The 20025-nt window shown below is 63.4% G+C and carries 13 protein-coding genes and 1 pseudogene; 2 read left to right on the plus strand and 12 right to left on the minus strand.

What is annotated here, in order from left to right; genetic code table 11:
- Positions 1–316: 316 nt before the first annotated feature.
- Positions 317–4126 (plus strand): PAS domain-containing hybrid sensor histidine kinase/response regulator, encoded by a 3810-nt coding sequence (locus tag VGD45_RS15260; protein ID WP_331156183.1) that lies wholly within the window; start codon positions 317–319, stop codon positions 4124–4126.
- Positions 4127–4137: 11 nt separating this feature from the next.
- Here VGD45_RS15260 and VGD45_RS15265 read toward each other — a convergent pair whose 3' ends face one another.
- The 4 genes from VGD45_RS15265 to VGD45_RS15280 form a co-directional block, all read right to left on the minus strand.
- Positions 4138–4413, minus strand: coding sequence for an oxidative damage protection protein (locus tag VGD45_RS15265; protein ID WP_331156184.1), 276 nt, complete (start codon positions 4411–4413; stop codon positions 4138–4140).
- 16 nt (positions 4414–4429) lie between these two features.
- The gene (gene mutY / locus VGD45_RS15270) at positions 4430–5566 is read right to left on the minus strand and encodes an A/G-specific adenine glycosylase (RefSeq protein WP_331156185.1); all 1137 of its coding nucleotides are present in this window, start codon (positions 5564–5566) and stop codon (positions 4430–4432) included.
- A gap of 52 nt (positions 5567–5618) precedes the next feature.
- Positions 5619–6191 (minus strand): hypothetical protein, encoded by a 573-nt coding sequence (locus VGD45_RS15275; RefSeq protein WP_331156186.1) that lies wholly within the window; start codon positions 6189–6191, stop codon positions 5619–5621.
- A gap of 89 nt (positions 6192–6280) precedes the next feature.
- Positions 6281–8467 (minus strand): AsmA family protein, encoded by a 2187-nt coding sequence (locus VGD45_RS15280; protein ID WP_331156187.1) that lies wholly within the window; start codon positions 8465–8467, stop codon positions 6281–6283.
- Positions 8468–8715: 248 nt separating this feature from the next.
- Between VGD45_RS15280 and VGD45_RS15285 the strand changes: the two genes are divergently transcribed.
- Complete coding sequence (locus tag VGD45_RS15285) at positions 8716–11985, plus strand: hybrid sensor histidine kinase/response regulator (RefSeq protein WP_331156188.1); 3270 nt, start codon at positions 8716–8718, stop codon at positions 11983–11985.
- A 4-nt stretch (positions 11986–11989) separates the two neighbouring features.
- Here VGD45_RS15285 and VGD45_RS15290 read toward each other — a convergent pair whose 3' ends face one another.
- The 8 genes and pseudogenes from VGD45_RS15290 to VGD45_RS15325 form a co-directional block, all read right to left on the minus strand.
- Positions 11990–12946 (minus strand): diguanylate cyclase, encoded by a 957-nt coding sequence (locus VGD45_RS15290; RefSeq protein ID WP_331156189.1) that lies wholly within the window; start codon positions 12944–12946, stop codon positions 11990–11992.
- Positions 12947–13166: 220 nt separating this feature from the next.
- Positions 13167–14066, minus strand: a complete 900-nt coding sequence (locus tag VGD45_RS15295; protein ID WP_331156190.1) for a DUF4097 family beta strand repeat-containing protein — start codon at positions 14064–14066, stop codon at positions 13167–13169.
- Positions 14063–14686 carry a hypothetical protein gene (locus VGD45_RS15300; RefSeq protein ID WP_331156191.1) on the minus strand — a complete coding sequence of 208 codons (624 nt, stop codon included), beginning with the start codon at positions 14684–14686 and terminating at the stop codon, positions 14063–14065. The genes VGD45_RS15295 and VGD45_RS15300 overlap by 4 nt, the downstream gene beginning before the upstream one ends.
- Complete coding sequence (locus VGD45_RS15305; RefSeq protein ID WP_331156192.1) at positions 14679–15278, minus strand: RNA polymerase sigma factor; 600 nt, start codon at positions 15276–15278, stop codon at positions 14679–14681. Before VGD45_RS15305 ends, VGD45_RS15300 begins: the two co-directional genes overlap by 8 nt.
- 218 nt (positions 15279–15496) lie before the next feature.
- Positions 15497–16672 carry an EAL domain-containing response regulator gene (locus VGD45_RS15310; RefSeq protein WP_331156193.1) on the minus strand — a complete coding sequence of 392 codons (1176 nt, stop codon included), beginning with the start codon at positions 16670–16672 and terminating at the stop codon, positions 15497–15499.
- Positions 16662–19061, minus strand: a complete 2400-nt coding sequence (locus tag VGD45_RS15315) for a hybrid sensor histidine kinase/response regulator (RefSeq protein ID WP_331156194.1) — start codon at positions 19059–19061, stop codon at positions 16662–16664. Before VGD45_RS15315 ends, VGD45_RS15310 begins: the two co-directional genes overlap by 11 nt.
- Positions 19062–19085: 24 nt before the next feature.
- Positions 19086–19808: a response regulator transcription factor gene (locus VGD45_RS15320; RefSeq protein ID WP_331156195.1), complete on the minus strand. Its 723-nt coding sequence runs from the start codon at positions 19806–19808 to the stop codon at positions 19086–19088.
- Positions 19809–19833: 25 nt separating this feature from the next.
- A pseudogene (locus VGD45_RS15325) lies at positions 19834–20025 on the minus strand (hypothetical protein); the annotation flags it as partial.

Here is a 20025-nt window from a genome sequence, read left to right on the forward strand (position 1 = left end):
GGAAGACGCGTCGGTGGTTCGCGCCGTCCGAGGTGACCTCGAACGACGCATCAACGTGAGTGGCATATCCCGGCCGGCTCGCCGCAGGCGAGCACAAATATTAAAAATCTGGTTCCCCCTCCCGGCCACGGGAGGGGGTTAGGGGGTGGGTCTTCTGGCCCGAAAGGGTCTCGCCGGAGGCAGCGTGGAGTGCGAGTCGCGTCACAAATCCACATCCTGGATGTGACTGTCGGTCATAACGCGACGTTCGTACTTGCCGCAATTGTTCCCACTGCATGTACTGCGCGCCTTGGGAGGAAGATCGCCTGGAGTGGCGATGAAACAATCGAGAAACCTACTCGCCGTCATTGCAGGACAGAGCTCGGTCGTCGCCATACTGGTGCTGGTATTGGTGCTGTCGATCGCGGGCGCCCCGTTCCTGCAGCAGAAGCAGGTGGTGGCGAAGAACATTGGCGCCGAGGTGGCCGTCACCAAGGCTTATGCGCTCACCGAGGCCCTGCTGGCCCATCGCGCGCCGGGACAGACGCTGGATACGTTCAACCCGGCGTTCAACGCCCGTCATTTTCCTGGCGCATTGAGCAAGGGCCAGGCCGCACCAGCCGACGCTGTTGCGGCTGACGCAATCGCAGCCCTGCGCAAGAACGCCGCGCAGCCGTATCTTCATTTCCAGGACCTGGCCGGAACGCCGCATCTGTTCTACGGCGTGCCGGATCGAGCCGGCGGCGCGCTGTTGATCGATCTGACCATGGAGCGCGAGCAGGCGACCATTCAACGTTTCTTCGGTCAGTCGTATCTGTCGTCCAGCGCTCTCGGTTACATCCTGGTCGGGTTGTTGCTGTTGGGCGTGTTCGGTCTGCGCTTCTACCTGCGTAATCTGATCGCGCTACCCGAAGATCAGCGCCGGCGCATCCTGATGAAGGGCCTCGACGGCGCGCCGCCTCGTCGCAATCGGTTGCCCTGGCTGTTCGCGATCTGCGCCGTGGTATTCGCGGCCGACCTGGCCAATGTAATGGATTCCGCCATCGGCATCGGCTACGTGCTGGCCGTGATGCTGGCGCTCTCTTCGAGCCGTCACTGGCATGTCAGCGTCATCGGTTTCGTGAGTGCGGTGTGCCTGCTCGTGTCGCCGATCATCTCGCCCTATCACGGCGGCTGGTGGGCTTACCTCGAGAGCCACGCAGTCGCGGTGTTTGCAATCTTCGTCACCGCGTTCTTCGGCGCGGCCAACCTGCGTAAATCTCAGGCTGAAACATTGGCGCTCGCCGAAGCAATGCGCTCTCGCAACGAGACGGCCGAGCTGCGCACCGCACTGGAACGCGCCGAAGCCGCTGAAAGTAACAATCGTCGGATGATCGACCGCATGCGCATGGCGAACGAGTCCGCCGGCCTGTCGGTGTGGGAATGGAACATCACGGAAGACTCGCTGGTCATCGACGAAGGCTGCCCAATGATCAGGCGTTGCGGCGGCGTACGCATCCTCAAGGGCACGGAGTTCGCCCGCAAGTTCGTGCATCCGGACGAGCAAGCCGCCTGGCACGAAATGTTTCGCGCGGCGATTCGCGGCGACAAGAATTCACTCGCGCACCGCTATCGCTTGATCGACGCCGAGGGCCACACCCGCCACATCCAGTTCCACGCCAGCATTCTGCGCAACCAACAGGGATACGCGATCAGCGTGCTCGGCATCGACTGGGACGTGACCAAGGAAGAGCACTCCAAGGAAGAAATTTCCCGCCAGGCCACCGAGATCAAAGAAGGGCAGGAACGTTTCCAGCGCGCCGTGTCCGGCACGCAGGACGCGCTGTTCGAATTCAACCTGATGACCGGCGAGATCTGGCATTCGCCGCAGTTCCGCCTGATGCTCGGCTACGACGGCACCGAGAGCAACGAAGAGGGCCGCCCGGAGGCCTTCGTGCATCCCGACGACGGCGCCATCGTCGGCAAGGCGATGAGCGATCATTTGCAAAAGCGCGTGCCGTACGACATCGAGTATCGCCTGCGCAAGAAGGACGGTGATTGGTTATGGGTGCGGTCGCGCGCCACGGCAGAGCGCGACGAGGACGATCGTCCGCTCTGGTTGGCTGGCTCGATTCACGACATCACGCAGGAGCGCGCCGCGCGAGTGGCGATGGAACGCGCGACGGCGGAAGCCGAAGAAGCGAGCCGCGCGAAGAGCACGTTCCTGGCCACGATGAGCCACGAAATCCGCACGCCGATGAACGGCATCATCGGCATGACGGGCCTGTTGCTGGACACTGGTCTCGATCGCGTGCAGCGGGACTACGCCGAAACCATCCGCGCCAGCGCCGATTCCCTGCTGACGATCCTCAACGACATCCTCGACTTCTCCAAGATCGAAGCCGGCAAGCTGGACATTGAGGACATCGAGCTCGACCTGCGCACCAACGTCGACGACGTGGGCTCCATCATGGCGTTCCAGGCCGCAGCCAAGAGCCTGGAGCTGGTGGTCAACGTCAGACCCGAAGTGCCGGAGCGCGTGCTCGGCGATCCGCAGCGCATCCGCCAATGTCTGCTCAACCTGGTGGGCAACGCGATCAAGTTCACTCAGAGCGGCGAAGTCGTGCTGGAAGTTTGTTTGCTCGGACGCCAGAGCGGCCGCGCGCTGCTGCACTTCGAAGTGCGGGACACCGGCATCGGCATTCCACGCGAATCGCTGGACAAGTTGTTTCAGCCGTTCATTCAGGCGGACTCCTCGACCACGCGTCGCTTCGGCGGCACCGGCCTCGGCCTGTCCATCGTACGTAAGCTCGTTGAAATGATGGGCGGCCAGACCGGCGCGCAGAGCGAAGTCGGCAAGGGCTCGACCTTCTGGTTCACTCTGCCGGTGGAAGAACCGGCGGGCATGCTGGATTTCGAGCCGCGGCGGCACGCTGCTCACGAAGGCCGTCGCATTCTGCTGGTCGACGACAACGACACGAATCGTCGCGTGTTGTCGAGCCAGATGGTGCACGCGGGCTACGAAGTGGTGACAGCGTCCCACGCGCACGAAGCGCTCGGAGTTCTGCGATCAGGCCGCGGCGCGTTCGATGCAGTCGTGCTGGACTATCAAATGCCCGACATGGACGGCGCCATGCTCGGCGAGCAGATCATGAAGGCGCGCGACATTCCGCCGACCCGCTTGATGTTGCTCACCTCGCTGGATCGCTCCGGCGACATGCAGCGCTTCGCGGACATCGGTTTCTCTGCGTATCTCACCAAGCCAGTGAGAACCCGCGAGCTGCTCGATTGTTTGAATCGCGCTCTGTCACGCGAGGCGGAGGACTGGCACATGCACAGCCAGCCCATCATCACGCGCGGCACGCTGGTCGCGAACGAAGTGAAACGCATCTATTCGGGCCGGGTGCTGCTGGTGGAGGACAACGCCATCAACCAGCGCGTGGCCCGTCGTTTCCTGGAGCGCCTGGGCTGCGAAGTGCACGTCGTTGGCGACGGCAAGCAGGCGGTCGAAACGTACGAGCGCAACAGCTATGGCTTCATTCTCATGGACATGCAGATGCCGGTCATGGACGGCCTGGAAGCCACGCAGCGCATCCGCCAGATCGAAGGCGAAGGCCGTCGCACGCCCATCGTCGCGCTGACGGCCAACGCCATGATGGGCACGCTGGAGCGCTGCCTCGAAGCGGGCATGGACGACTATCTCACCAAGCCGCTCGACATCTCGCGACTCCAGGATGTGCTCGATCGATTCATGGGCGCCGTCTCGTCGGACATGGAGCCGACAGTCGTCGCGCCCATGGGCCGCGATCTGGACAACGCGGTCAAGGCGCGGCTACGTGACATTGCTGGCGACGACACCGAGTTCGCCGCCGAGCTGGTGGGCGCATTCATCATGGGCGCGGAAGAAGCGATTCTGGAAATGCGCGCCGCCGCGCACCGACACGATCTGGATCAACTGGCCCGAGCCGCGCACAAGCTCAAAGGCGCAGCGAACAACATGCACGTGGATCGGCTGGGGCTGCTGTCGGCGGACGTGGAAACCCGCGCCCGGGGCGGCGGCCGCAACGACTGGAGCGAAGAGCTGAAGATGATCTCGGCCGAGTACGAACGCGTGTCGGAACATTTGCGCGCGTTGCTGGACTCGCAGTGGCAACGCAAGGCGGGCTGAACGGCAGCCGGTCATTTCTGCTCTTCAGGCACGAACTCCGCCGGCTTGTCCGAGCCGCCGCCGAAAAAGAACTTTTCCATCTCGGCGACCAGGAACTTGCGCGCCTTGGGCTCGATGGGTGTGAGGCGATATTCGTTGAGCAGCATGGTCTGGTGTTTCAGCCAGCGCTGCCACGCCTCCTTGGAAACATTCTCGTAAATGCGCTGCCCCAGCTCGCCGGGATAGGGTGCGTAGTCGAGCCCTTCGGCTTCGACTCCCAGCAACACGCACTTCACCATTCTCGCCATATGGACTCCGACTGAATCAATCCGAGGCAGTATCGGCCAAGCTGCGGATCAGATCCACGGCAGGCTTGGCCAACCCGATCTTCGCCGGCTGCTTCACGTCGTACCAGTAATAGCGGTCGGTGTCCGCGATGGCCGACCGGTCGTGCGCATTGTGGACCAGGATGGGTTGCAGAGTGAGATCGAAGTGAGTGAACGAATGTAAGTAGGGCGGCAACGGCTGGGTTGTCAGCGATGCCTCACCCGTGTGTTGTTCCATCCAGGCCAGCGCATCGTCATGGGCATCGAACTGAGGAAAGGTCCACAGTCCGCCCCAGATGCCCACAGGCGGTCGGCGCTCCAGTAACACCGCGCCGTCCGCTCGTCGAAGGATCGCTGCGTAAGCCGTGCGTTCCGGACGGTCCTTGCGCGGCTTGGGAGTCGGCAGCACGGCCTGCATGCCTTCGCGTCGAGCGACGCAATGCTCGTGCATGGGACAAACCACGCATAACGGCCGCGATCGAACGCAGACCGTCGCGCCTAAATCCATGATGGCTTGCGTGTAGTGCGCGACGCGTTGCGCCGGCGTGCATGTGTCCGCGAGTGCCCACAACTCGCGCTCGATCGCCGTCTCGCCAGGAAAGCCCTGGATACCGAAACATCGCGTGAGTACCCGTTTGACGTTGCCATCGAGAATGGGATGACGCTGCGCCTTCGAGATGGCGAGGATGGCGCCCGCGGTCGAGCGCCCGATGCCGGGCAGCTCCTGCACGGCGTCGATATTGTCCGGAAACTCTCCGCCGTGTTCGGACACAATGAGCCGCGCCGCTTTGAGCAGATTGCGTGCACGGGCGTAATAACCCAGGCCGGTCCATAGATGCAGGACTTCGTCATCTTCGGCCGCGGCCAGTGCGCGCACATCTTGGAACTGCTGCATGAAGCGCTCGTAGTACGGAATGACCGTGGCCACCTGCGTCTGTTGCAGCATGATTTCCGAGATCCACACCCGATACGGCGTGATCTGCTGCTGCCAAGGGAGATGTTTGCGGCCGTGAGTATCGAACCAGGCCAGCAGCGCGGTGGCGAACTTTTCGCCAGCGAACGCAGACGTGCCAGTGCCGGGACGCGCGGCATCCGCCGCAGTGAGAGTTAATTGGTTGGTAATCGATGCCGCCACGGCGACATGATGCCACGGCCGCGGAAACAGCGCCGGACGCGATTTCCCCGCATCAGGGCGGCGTCGGCTTCGGCTGCTGCGCCTTCTCTTCCACGCTCATGAACAGATCGCTGGTCTCGGTCTCCAGCATCTTCAGCATCATGCGCCTGCCGCCGACGGCCGGCACCCAGAAACCCGGCACGACGTTGGTCACGTACTTCACCCGGGTGGCGCCGTGGTGCGCCGGGCTCAGCTCGCTGCGCGTTTCGCTGAATCTCACATCGCTGCGCTCGGGATCGGCGACCGCCAGCAGCGTGTACTTCGACTCCTGTACCCGCTCGACCCGGGTCACGTCGCGGCAGAACCAGCCGAAACAAACTTCGACCGTGGTCTCCAGCGTCACGACATCCGGCTCCGGCCGCTCCAGAACTTTGGCGCTCAGAATGCGGCTGTTGAGCGAGGGGTAATCGGCGTAATTGCGCAGCACCTCGTCGACGCGATCGATGGGCGCGTCGAGCGTCACCACCAGTTCGTAACGAAAGTGCTTGTCAGCATAGCGGGCTTCGCTGTGCTCGATGGTGAAGGCGCCCGCGGCCGGCGCCGATAACAGCGCCGCCACGGCGAGCACGACATGCTGATGGAACATCGGAACTGGCATCCGGCGGCGCATGAAGAGGGACAAGGGATCCACTACTCCTTAGTCGCCCGCCGGATGGCTTTGGTTTCGTTGCCCGCTCAGCGATTGAATAAATCCTTGAGCTTGTCGCCGAGCTTCTCCTTGACCTTCTCCTCCAGCTTGTCCTTTTCCTTGTCGACGCGCTGCTTGACCTCGTTCTTCAGATAGCCCTCCAGGTCCGGGCGCACCTTCGGGTCGGTCAGCGCCCCGGTGATCTTCACCGGGATCTCGGCGTCGACCAGATCCTGCACCTGGGCGGCGTCGGCGCCCTCGCGCGGAATCTTCATCACCGTGGCCAGCAGCTTATAGTCCAGCGTGCTGGCCGGCACATCGACCGTACCCTGCCCGGTGACCTTCAGGTATTGCATGGCCACGTTCAGGTCGTTGTTCGACAGCACCCCGTTCTTCATCACACCGGTGCCGGTCAACGCGGTGAACGGCGTGCGCACAGGAACGCTGCGCTCAGGCACGGCCTGCTGTTTCAAGACAGCGCGGGCGCGGCGGATTTCATACCAGAGGTCGGTGCCTTCCAACGCACCGTCAGCCACCTTGAAATCGATGTTGCCGGTGAGCGTCTTCACGATGTCGTCGGTGTTCTTGCCCGAGCCGGCCAGCTTGATGTTGGCGTTGCCCTTGCCGGACACGCGGTCGGTCTCGAAAAAGTCCTTGAACAGCGGCGCGAAGTCGACGCCGCTGATGTGCTCGTCGAGCGTCACGCGAGCCACGTCGGTCGTGGCGTCGATGCCGATATCGCCGCTGTAGTTGCCGCCGTACATCGACGCTTCCGAAGGATTGAAGCGCACTTTGCCGTCGCGGGCGTTCACGCCCAGGCGCAGCTTCGTGAACTTGATGCCGGCGAAGATCGCTTCACCGACCTGCAACTGACCGCGAGCATTCAAGTTACGCAACGTTTCCACCGGAATCGGTGTCGGCGGTTCGTCGGCTGCGGGCTTAGCCGCCGGCTGCTCGCTCGGCGGGGGCAGATAACGATCCGCGTTGATGCGATCGACGCTCAAATCGAAACGCAGCGCCTTGGCGTCGAAGTCGGCCACGCCGAGCATGCCCTTGGCCGTCGTGTCATCGAACACCAGAACGATGTTGCCAACCTCGGCGGAGGTCTTGGTCATGGCGACGGTGCCGGCGAAGCTGAGCTTCTCGAACACTTTCGGATCGGTGGTCGCAGGCAAGGCCACGCCGAGCTTGGGCGCCCACTCGCGCAGGGACACTTGATCGAGCTTCAGCGGACCAGTCAGCGCCGGCGCATCCAGGATCTCTTTGCCGGTGAGCGCGCCAGTGAGATGGCCGCCGGCCAGATCCATGTCGAGGCCCGACAGCTCCATGGTCTGCGCAGCCAGATTGGCGTTGAAGTCTTTTGCTTGCAGCGTCACGGGCACGCCGGCGGCCGGGAATCCTTCGCCCTTCCACGTGGTCTTCACATTCAACGCTTCGAGCCGGTACAGCTCCTTGCCCACATCGGCGGTCAACATGTTGGCGCGGATCGCCACGGGGATGCCTTCCTGCGGATAACCCTGGCCGGTCAGCGTGATATCGATCTCGGGCTTGGCGAGCTGGTGGGCATTGGCTTCGAGATCCGCAGTGACCGTGGTGGCAAGGCGCACTTTCGCGGACAGCGACGGCTCCTGATCGAGCACGAAGTCGGTGGTCAACTCGAAGGGCTCGCCGGAAGCCAACCGGCCGGTCTTCAGGTTGAAGTCACGCACCACCTGCCGGCTCTTTTCCTGGCGATTCTCGATCGTCACCGCGGCATCTTCGATTTCCAGGCCGGCGACGGTGGGCACTTCCATGGACTTCTCGTCCGCGGGCGCGGGCTGCGTCTCTTCCTTCTGCTCGCCGAGATCGGCCCAATTGTTACGGCCGGACTCATCGGTGATGAGCCGAATGCGCGCGCCGGCCAGCCGAACATCGCCAACCTCGACCTTGCCACGGATCAACGGCAACAGGCGCACCCCGACCCGCGCTTCCTGAATGGAAACGAACGGTTCGTCGCCGAAGCCAGGCGCCTCGCCCAGGCTGGCCGGGCCCGCCTCGAGCGCCAGCCACGGGAACACGGTCAGATTCAAATCGCCGCTCAGCGTCAGCTGCCGGCCGGTCTTGCTCTCCACGATGCGCTCGATGTCGTCGCGATAGTCGTTCGGGTCGACGAACAACAGCACCGCCAGCAGCGCCAACACGATCAGCGCAACGATGCTGCCTACGACGATCCCGGCGATTTTCAGTGCCCGCATGTCTGGTCCTCGATTCGCACTGTGAGCGATTTCACACGTGCCGCGGATTCTAACAGCCGCACCGTGAAACGAGTCCAAACGGCCGGCGCATGCAGTACGAGAACCAGTTCACAGTGGCGGCGGCCCACGCCGCGCCGCTCTTAAGGCCATCCCTGAAAATCCGATGGGATAGGCAGTCTTCCTTGTCGCCTGCCGATACAGGTGATGTTCTGCTGCTCGTGTGGACGGCAATCGGACGCGCGTAATCGATGGTTGAGCTCGTGACGCATCTGGCCAGCATCGCGCTTGGCGCCCTCTCGGGCGCCGGAGCGTTGTGGGCCTATGAGCGTTCGCGCCGCTCCTCGCGGGCTCCAGGCGAGCTCGAGCGCGCTCTGAACATTGCCACCGAAGCTGCCGGCATCAGCTGCTGGGAAATCGACACGCAGGCGGGCCGCTTTGTGTGGATCGACAATCCGTATCGCGAGATCTTCGGCGACACACCGAACCCGTCCCTCGCCAGCTATTTGGAAAAGTTACAGCCAGACGACCGCGCCATGATCCAGGCGCGTTTCGATCAGGCGCGAGCGACTGGTGAGGAACGCATCTCCTATCGCTATCGCATTCAAGGGGTCAGCGGTCGGCTGCTGACCATGCAGACCCACGCACGCCTGCTCCGAAGCGCGAACGGCAACGTGCACCTGCTCGGCGTCTCCTGGGATATCACCAAGGAGATCGAAGCGGCCGAGCGCTTACAGCAGCAGGCGCAGATGTTGCGCGATGTGGAACGGCGACTGGAACGCGCTTCGCTGTCCAGCTCCGAAGGTCATTGGGAAAAGGACCTGCTGACCGAGCGCATGTGGTACTCGTCGAGCTATCACGCGCTGCTCGACTATGAGGATGGCGAACTGCCCACGGGGCCAGGCTCTGGCGGCGAGCGCGTGCACCCGGACGACCTGGTCGCGGCGCGCGAGAAGTTACAACGTCACATCGACGAGAACACGCCGTTCGATACCGTGATCCGGCTCAGAATGAAGAGCGGCGAGTATCGCTGGTTCCGCCATCGCGGCATGGCCGAGCGCGACGAGCAGGGTCGTGCGGTCTCGGTCGCGGGCTCCATTCAGGATGCGCACGAACAGAAGCTCGCCGAAGATGCCTTGAGACTAACTCAGCAGCGCCTGGAGCGCGCCATTCACGGCACCCAGGATGGTCTGTGGGAAATGGATGCCGATGGCGCATCCTGGCACTCGCCGCGCGTCGCGGAGCTGTTGGGCTATCGGCACGACGAGTTGCCGCCGGGCTGCAATTTCCTGAAGGAGTTTCTGCATCCCGACGACGCCGGCGCGGTGGCCGCGGCCACGCGTGTGCACTTCCAGGAACGTTTGCCGTACGACGTTGAAATTCGTTTGCGCACGCGCACCGGCGAATATCGTTGGTATCGCGCCCGCGCGACGGCGGAGCGCGATGCGCAAGGTCGGCCGTTGCGCTTGTCCGGATCGTTGCAAGATGTCACGGAAGCTCGCTCGGCGCGCGAAGCGCTGTTGCGCGCCACCGAAGCGGCGGAAAGCGCCAATCGCGCCAAGAGCGAGTTTCTCGCCAACGTCAGTCACGAGATCCGCACGCCGATGAACGGCATCATCGGCATGACGGGCCTGCTGATGGAAAGCCCGCTCAACCGCACCCAGCGCGACTACGCCGAAACCATCCGTTCCAGCGCCGACTCGCTGCTGATCGTGATCAACGACATCCTGGATTTTTCCAAGATCGAGGCCGGCAAGCTGGATATCGAAGCGCTCGAGCTGGACCTGCGCAACATCGTGGAAGAAGTCGCGGTGATGCTGGCGTTCCAGGCCGCCGCGAAGAATCTGGAGCTGGTGGTGCACATCCATCCGGACGTGCCGGATCGCGTCGTAGGCGACCCGCAGCGGATCCGCCAGTGCCTGATCAACCTGGTGAGCAACGCCATCAAGTTCACTCGGGAAGGCGAGATCGTCATCGAAGTCAGCAGCGCCAACCTGCGCGACGGCACGCAGCGCTCGCGCTTTGAAATCCGCGACACCGGCATCGGCATCGCGCCCGGTACGCTGCAGAACCTGTTCCAACCTTTCGTGCAGGCGGATTCCTCGACCACACGTCACTTCGGCGGCACGGGTCTTGGGTTGTCCATCGTGCGCCGGTTGGTGCAGATGATGGGTGGCGATGTTGGCGCGCAGAGCGAGATCAACAAGGGCTCGGTCTTCTGGTTCACCTTGCCGCTCGCGGCGGCAGCGCAGGCCGCGACACCGGCTGCGTCGCTAAAGCTCGATCGAGTGGGCCGGCGCGTGCTGGTGGTGGATGACAACGAAACCAATCGTCGCGTCCTGGCGGGCCAGCTCATGCATGCCGGTTTCGAAGTCAGCCTGGCTTCCGGCGGCATCGAAGCGATGAGCCTGCTCCATACGGCGGCGGTCGACGCGCATCCCTTTGAGGTGGTCCTCGCGGACCATCGCATGCACGACATGGACGGCGCGACCTTGGGCGAACGCGTCAACGCCGATCCGCAATTGTCACAAGCGCGCCTGGTGATGCTCACCTCGGTGGACGGTCACGGCGACATTCATCGTTTCGCGTCGCTGGGCTTCGCGGCGTATCTCACAAAGCCAATTCGGGCGCGCGAGCTGCTCGAATGCCTGGACTGCATTCTGGCTCACGATTCGAAGCAGTGGCACATGCAAAGCCAGCCCATCGTCACTCGCAACACGCTCGCGACGCAGTTGTCGAAGGCGTATCGCGGCACGGTGCTGCTGGTCGAGGACAATCCCGTCAATCAAAAGGTCGCGGTGCGCTTCCTGGAACGCATGGGCTGCACGGTGCGCGTCGCCGACAACGGCGTCGAAGCGGTGCGCGCCTGCGAAGAAACAGCGTTCGATCTGGTGTTGATGGACCTGCAGATGCCGGTGATGGACGGCCTCACGGCGGCGCTGCGCATTCGCGAGCGGGAAACCGGCGACGGCCGGGCCAACGTGCCCATCGTCGCGCTGACGGCGAACGCGATGGCGAGCCAGCTGGAGCGTTGCATGGAAGCGGGCATGGATGCATTTCTGACCAAGCCGCTGGAGATTCCGCGGCTGCACGAAATTCTGACCAAGTTCGGCCTGCGGATTCGCGCCGAAGAGGGAGAAATGATCCATTCGAGTCAAGGGAACAATGTGCCGGTGAATCTGTCCCGGCTCAACGAGCTCACCGAGGGCGATCCGGAATTCACCCGCGAGCTAGTGGAGACTTTCATCGCCAGCGGCGAAGAAGTGATGGCGGAAGCACGCGCCGCGCTGGACGGGCTGGATCGCATCCGCCTGAGCCGGATCGCGCACAAGCTGAAAGGCGCGAGCGCGAATATTCACGCCGAGCCGTTGCGCGATTTGTCACATTCGTTGGAAGCGCAGGCGTCGAGCCTGGATCAGCCCCGCCTCGTCGAGATGGTGGAGCAGCTGGCCATGGAGCTGGAACGCGCGAAGGATTTCTTGAATCGGTACGCGCCGCCGCTGACGGCGAAGGCCGGCTGAGCGATCAGTCCAGGCTTTCGGTGGTGATGCGATTGCGGCCGCCGGCTTTACTGGCGTAGACGCCGGAATCACAGCGCGCCATCAGGCTGTCGAGCGTCGCCCCCTGCGGCACTTTGTCCCGCCATCCGGAAACGCCGAAGCTGGCCGATACCCTGAACTCCTGGTCGCCCGCCTTGAACGGCTGCTCGATGATGTGCCTGCGTAAATGTTCGGCTGCGGTGGCGGCGTTGCCGACATTGGTCTCCGGCAGCACGATCACAAATTCTTCGCCGCCATAGCGCGCGATCCAGTCGCTGGTGCGCACGCCGCTCTTGAGCGCCTGGGCAAACCATTTGAGCACTTCGTCGCCGGTCAGGTGCCCATGCGTATCGTTGATCTTCTTGAAGAAGTCGACGTCGCACATGATGGCCGCCAGCTGCCGCCCGTAGCGGGCCGCGCGATCGATCTCGCGTGGCAGCTGTTCCATGAGATAGCGTCGGTTGTGGACGCCCGTGAGCGGATCGGTGATCGACAGCCGGCGATTCTCTTCGTTCGCGGCGCGCAGCGAGCGCTCCAGCGTGACGATGCGGCGGCCCGTGTTGAGCCGGGCGATCAGCTCGGGCTCGACCACCGGTTTGATCAGGTAATCGTCGGCACCCGACTGCAGGCCGGCCACCAGATGCTCGATGGCGTCGCGCGATGTGAGCAGGATGGTGTAGGTGTACCCTTGCTCCTTCTGGCGCAGCGCCCGGCACAGCGCCACGCCGTCCATTTCGGGCATTTCCCAATCGGTGATCATCAGCGGGAAATCGCCCTGCTCGAGCTTGGCGAGCGCTTCGCGGCCGTTGGCCGCCATCTCCACCTCGTAACCGCCCCGCTTGAGCAGCCGCGCCATGATCAGCCGCTGCGTGGGCTCATCGTCCACGAGCAAAATTCGCCAGGCGGCTTGTGCGGGCGAGTTGACGGGAGGGGTCGGGGACATCGCGTCGGATCGTACCCGCTGCGGGGTTCAGCCGCAAAGCGCAAGGCCGGCACTCAATCACATTTGCGGTGACCCCCGAGCGGATATGTACGAGGGTTCGCGTTGTTACTTTCGATTCGAGACCGCGATCACTGTTGCCGAATCATCGCGCCCGAAACGGCCTCGGAGGCAGTGCGAACAGCGTCACAATCCATCGAGGGCCATCGTGGGCGTTGCAGGATTAACGCTTACACACCATCACCGTGCCATTGAGCGTCTTGATATGAACGCGCGCGCCGCCCTTGCCTTGCGAGAAACGCAGCTCGTTGCCCGGACCGTATTCGCGGCTGCGGCGGGGCTCGGGACCGAAGCAGTTGTCGATGTCGCCATTGAAAGTTTCAATATCGAACTCGGCGTCGATCTCGCCCCGCAGATGAAAACGCAGGTCGCCGTTGATGGCCTCGGCTTCCAGCCGCGCGTCGTCGCCGAGCGCGGTGGTCAGATCCAGATCGCCATTCGTAGTTTTGATGCGGCCTCGATCGAGCCGGTCGAGCGTCACGTTCATGTCGCCGGTCACGGTGTTCAAATCCAGCTCGGGGCCAGCCTTGGTGATTTCCAGATCGCCGCTGACCGTGGTGGCGCGCACCAGGCCCTTGCCGTCCAGGCCACGGGCGATGACGCTGCCGCTGACGGTTTTCAACTCGAGATCGCCGGGGCCGAACTCGGTTTCGATGCCGCCGCTCACGGCCTGCAGCCGCTGTGCGCCGCGCACGCCCTTGATGATTTGCTCGGCGCTCACCGTGTTGACGATCAAACCGCTGTCGCGTGGGATCTTCACGACCAGGTCGGCGGCGCCGCCGCCTGAGCTCATTCGAGGCAGCACAACTTTGATGTACGTTCGCGAGCCGTCCTTGCGGAAATCGAGGCGCTCGACGTTGCTGCCGAGATCGGCGTCGATCTGCACTTCGGATCGGTCCCAGGTCGAGACCTCGACCGAGCCTGCGACATTCACGATTTCCACTTCGCCGCGCGCATCCGCCGGCTGGGTCTTGGAAATCTGTTCGGCCCCGGCGTGCTGTGTGGTCATCAGCACGGCCATCGACAGGACCGCCTGCACGGCCGCTGACACAGGAGCTTTCATAGGTCGGTCCTCACGGGATTGCTCAACGGCATTTCGCTAACGTCGGCGAGCAGCTGCAGCTCTCGCTGATAAGTGGACATCAACAGATCCTGCAGCAGCGGATCGGAAGGATTCTCGGACAGCGTCTTGGAAATCTCGTCCGCGGCATGGCGCAGATCGGCGAGATTGCGTTCCAGCTTGGCGCGGGTCGACGGCGGCAGCGTTTTCACGCGCTCCTGAAAGCGCTGATTCAGATCCGAACGGGCCTTCATGTAATCGGCGCCCAATGCTTCGGGCCCGAAGCTCGCCGGCATCGCATTCAACGGCGGGGCCGCCATCGGCACCTGCTGCTGTTGTTGCTGCTGCTGTTGAGCCATTTGCATGGCGGCGTCTTTTTCCATCGACTGCCGCGTAACCACAAACGTGGTGAAAGATGTCGCGAGCACGAGAAGCAACCCCGCGGCGATCTGAAACCAGCGCGTCGATGCGAAATGCACGACCGGCGCGGCGTCGGTGACGATCGGGGTCTTGGTGATTTCGGCCTGAATGCCCTGCCAAAGATCGCGCTCCGGCGGCACTTCGCGCGGTAGCGAGGCCAGCATCTGGCTCAATGGATCGTCTTTGTGGCGTTGGTCACTCATCGTCCGCCTCCGCCTCGAGGCCCATGCGTTCGCGGAGCAAACGTCGTCCGCGATGCAGTTGAGCCTTGCAGGTTCCGACTGCGATGCCGAGCATCTCGGCGCATTCTTCGTGGCTGTAACCGTACACGGCCTGCAGGACCACGACGTGACGTGCGCCCTCCGGCAAGGTCGCGAGCGCACGCTCCACGTCCATCACTTCGCCGGCGTCGTGTTCTTTGCTGCTCTCGCCAGGCTCGGCCAGAGCATTCTCGATGGCGTCGTCGTTCGATTCGGAACGCGTGCCGTGATTGCGACCATGGCTCAGCACCTCGTTGACTGCGATTCGATGCAGCCAGGTGCCGAAGGCGCTGCGGCCCTCGAAGGCCTGCAGGTTCCGCCACGCTCTGATGAATGTCTGTTGCACGCAATCCTCCGCCACGTCCCGCCGCCGCGTCATCCGCAGGCACAGGCCCATCACCTTGCCGCTGTGGGTGCGATACAGGCGCTCGAACGCGCGCATATCGCCACCCCGGGCAGCCGTTACCAGGCTCGCGTCGGAGAGCAGAGGGTCCGCTACCGGGACCGGGTCATTGGCGCCAGCGCCGTATTGCAAGTTCGCCCCTCTTCCGCTCCGTTCGCGTTGTTACGTCCGCCTTTGTGGAGTTCGATGCGGGCCCCCGGGAGAAGGTTTAAAGCCGGGGGCGGGTCAATGATGACCCGATAAGGGCTTAACAGTAATAGATTTTTGTCAGAATGTAGGAAGCGGCGTGGGGCAGGGACGTTTAAGGATGGCAGTTGACCTGAACGGGTCCAGCCGAGGGTCTTCGTAATTTACTTCTGCTTACTATTCCACTCACGCACGGCGATCTCCAGAGCCGTGCCGGCCATGGGGCGGCCGATGAAGTAGCCCTGGGCTCGATCGCAGCCGACCGAGTCGAGGAAATCGAGAACTTCCTGAGACTCCACGCCTTCGGCGCAGGCGGTGAGGCGCAGCTTGTGGGCGAGCAGCACCATGGTTTCCACCATCGTACGGGCGTCTTCGTGAGCGAACACGTCGCGCACGAACGAGGTGTCGATCTTCAACTCGCTGAAAGGCATCAGGTACAGCTGCTTGAGGGACGAGTAGCCGGTGCCGAAGTCGTCGATGGACAGGCCGAAGTTCTTCACCCGCATGCGGGTCAGCACGTCCATGGTCGTGCCCGGATCGAACATGGCCGCGCTTTCGGTCACTTCGAAAATGATGCGACGGGCATCCGCGCCGACCTGCGCGGCCATGCGGGCAACCTGGTCGGGGAACGCCAGATCGTTCAACAGTTGCGGCGAAAGATTGATCGCCACCGACAGTTGCAGGCCAACGGCGTCCCACGCCCGGCACTGGGAGAGCGCCGTCTCCAGCACCTGCTCCGTCAAACGACGAATCAGCCCATTCTTCTCCGCCAGCGGAATGAAGCGCACCGGCGAGACAAAGCCCAAGGTCGGATGATTCCAGCGGGCCAGCGCTTCCACGCCTTCGACGATCCATCGATTGGGCGCGAGCCGCGTCGCCTTGGGCTGGTAATGAACGATGATCTCGCGCTTATCGAGCGCGGCCGTCAGCGCCGCGGCGCTGATCGGCGTGTCACTGCGCAACGTCTGGCGCAACGTCGCTTCGAGATCCGCGAGGAGGATCGGCTTCTGAAGCGCGCCGAGCATCTGCAAGCCATGCGCCTTGCCGATCTGTTGAGCAGTGGCCAGCACGCGCTGATCCATGCCGCTCGCGACCAGAATCTGCGCCTTGCTGCCGCGCTCGCCCAGGTACCGCAGCAGCTCGATGCCGTCCGCGCCCGGCATCTGCAAATCGAGCACCACCACCGTGGGCTGAAATTCCTGCACGGCGCGCCGGAACGCCTCCGGATCGGTCACTCCCTTGGACTCGAAACCCAAACCGGCGGCGGCCTCCGAGATGAACTCGCAGAGGTCGGGCTGATCGTCGATGACCAGCAGCTTGTTGGAATGCTCAGGCGACACGGGCCTCCCTATCGAGGACATGGCGGATACGCATAGCCAGATCTTCGTTGCGATAGGGTTTATGGATTACATCGGATGCCGTGAGTCCGGCGGTGCCGGCGAGCACGGCGTTGTCGGCATAGCCGGTAGTAAAGAGCACATCGATGTCCGGACGCAATTCGCGCGCGCGCTTGGCCAGCGCCGGGCCGAGCATGCCGCCAGGCATCATCACGTCGGTGAACAGCAGATCGATGCGCTCCGGTCCGGAAAGGATGCGCACCGCTGCCGCGCCATTGGCGGCGGCCAGCGCGCGATAGCCAAGCTGGCTCAGTGCAGTCACGACGGTGTCGCGCAGATCCGCGTCGTCCTCGACCACCAGAATGGTCTCGGTGCCGCCCGGAGCGACGCGCGTGACGATCGTGTCTTCGCGCTCCGATTGTTCCTCTTTGGAACGCGGCAGGTAGATGGTCACCGTCGTGCCCGCGCCTACCGTGCTGTCGATGGTGGCAATGCCGCCCGCCTGCTCGGCGAAGCTGTGCACCATGGCCAGGCCCAGGCCGCTGCCCTTGCCGGATTCCTTGGTGGTGAAGAACGGCTCGAACACGCGCTTCAACACTTCCGCGTCCATGCCGACGCCGTTGTCGTTGACGCTGATGGCGACGAAATCGCCGGGCTCGATCGATGGATAGTCGTTGCAGAACTTGGCGTCGAGTGTGACGTTCTGAGTGCGCACCGTGAGGCGGCCACCCTGCGGCATGGCGTCGCGCGCGTTGATGGCGAGATTCAAGATCGCGTTCTCGAACTGGCCCGGATCGGCGCTGGTGTGCCACAGATCATGCGCCTGGATCATACGCACTTCGATGGACTCACCGATCGTACGCTGGACCAGTTCGCTCAGGCCGGACAGCTGACGATTCAAGTCGAGCACTGCCGGCGCCAGGATCTGCCGACGCGCGAACGCGAGCAGACGACGCGTCAGATCGGCGCCGCGCGCGGCGGCGCGCATGGCGGTGTGAACTTTCCTTGCCAGCGTCGGAGTCTCGGCCACGCTGCGATCGAGCAGCTGCAAGTTGCCGATCACCACGCCGAGCAAATTGTTGAAGTCGTGCGCGATGCCGCCGGTGAGCTGGCCGATGGCTTCCATCTTCTGCGCCTGCATGAGGCGCGCTTCGAGGCGCTTCTGCTCGGTGAGGTCGTAGACAATGGAGAAGAAGCCCAGCACTTCGCCGTTCGGGCCGAGCTGCGGCACGAAGTGATTCTGCCACTCACGCGGCCGCCCGTTGCGGACACCGTTGTGGGTGACGCGCACGAACTCGCCGCCCATGACACGTTTGATGAGCGGCTCGAGCTCGTCGAATCGTTCGCTGCCGATGCTGTCGCGAAGCGGCCGTCCGAGCACCGCGTCGGCAGGCAGCGCATACCACTCCTCCAGCGCCCGGTTCACATACGTGACGATCATGTTGGAGTTCACGTAGGTCACCGGCGTCGGCACGGCGTTCAACGTCAGCTCGAAGAAGTCGCGCGTCTCGCGCAGCTTGCGTTCCGCGCTGACCAGATCCGTCACGTCCTGAATCGTGCCGTGCAGACGCACGGTATTCCCACCGCGCCGCTCGGCCTTGATCATGTTTCTTACCCAGAGCTGCCGACCGCGCGCGCTGGTCATGCGTAACAGCAGATCGGACGGCAGGCCCGCTTCCAGCGCCATGCGTTCCGCGCCTTGCAGCTTCACCCGATCTTCGGGATCGAAGAAGGCGTGATGCCTCGCCATGTCGATGAGATGACCGACCGGCAGATCGTGAATCGCGTACAGCGCTTCGGTCCAATGCAATTGTTTGCTGTTGACGTCGTATTCCCAGCCGCCGATCTTGGCGGTGGCCTGCATGTCCTTGAGCAGGTTGTCGAGCCGCACGCGCTCGCCGATATCACGAAACACCAGCACGGTGCCGACCGAGGCGCCTTCTTCGGTGACCGGCAGGATCTTGTATTCGACGGGGCGGAACGTGCCGTTCTTTTTCCGGAGCAACGCGCCGACGCCGCGCATGATGTCAGTGGTGTAACGCACGCGACGGACCGGATCGGTGCGCGAGTCGCCGTCTTCCTGCGTATTGATGAGCACTCGATAGTCGAGCCCGGCGAGCTCTTCGGTCTCGTAGCCGAGCATCTTCGCCGCCGCTGGATTGGCGTAGCGAACGTGGCCGACGTTGTCGAGCTCGAGCACGCCCTCACCCGAGCCTTCGACGATGGATTGATTGCGTCGATTGGCGGCGGTGAGCTGAGCGTGCCGGCGTCGCAACCGGCTGCGCAGCTGTTGTAACAGGACCAGCGAAAGAATGGCCGGCACCAGGCCGAGGGCGAAGCCCACGGCCAGGGTGACGAGATTCCCGCTGAGCAGTCCTTGCAGTGAGTTCATAGCCTGCGTGGCGTCGAGGCCGCGTTACGGCTTCGCGCCCGGCTCCCTCCCTGCATACCAGTTGACCGCGTACTGCATCAGCTGCGCGGAAGTGCGCAGCGACAGCTTGCGCTTGATGCGTTGGCGATGGGATTCGACAGTCTTGACGCTCAAGTTGAGCGCCTCGGCGGTCTGCCGCGTCGACAGGCCTTTACCGATCATGTGCAACACCTGCAGCTCGCGATTGGTGAGACTGTCGACCGGGTTGGAGGAGATATACGCCCCACCCGAAGCGAATTTCTCGATCATGCTGTTGCCGACCGCTTCGCTCACGTAGATGCCGCCGTCGAGCACGCGACGGAGCGCGATCAGGAACTGATCCGACGCCGCCTGTTTCATGATGTAACCGTTTGCGCCCGCCGACAGCATGCGCTCGGCGTAGATCGCTTCGTCGTGCATCGACAGCACCAGCAGCGGCAGCGCCGGATAATGAGCGCGCGCGTCTTTCACCAGCTCCAGGCCGTCACCCTGCTTGAGCGATACGTCGACGATGACCGCATCCGGTTCCTGTTCGCGGATCATGGATTTGGCTTCGCGCGCCGTTTCGGCCTCGCCGCACACTTCCAGATCCGACTCCGCTTCGATCAGCCGCCGCAATCCCTGTCGGACGATGGGGTGGTCGTCAACGATCAGCACGCGGCGCTTCTGGTCCTTGGACACACCCGCGGGCTTGTGTGCCGGCTTGAACAAAGAAGGCCCAACGCTCATTGCATCAACTCCTCAAATAGACTTTTCAGCTCGCACGACGGCGCGGGCGACGCGCCTTGGCGACGTCGGCCGCGGGTTCGAGCGGACATTCACAAACGATACGCGTGCCGGGCCGGGCCTCTGCCGCCGGGTGCTCCGGCGCGCCGCGCTCGAATCGAACTTCGCCGCCGAGGATACGCGCCCGGTAGCGCATGATCTTCAAACCCAGGCCCGGTGC

Origin of the sequence: Steroidobacter sp., from assembly GCF_036402275.1 — a bacterium.
GTDB lineage: Bacteria > Pseudomonadota > Gammaproteobacteria > Steroidobacterales > Steroidobacteraceae > Steroidobacter.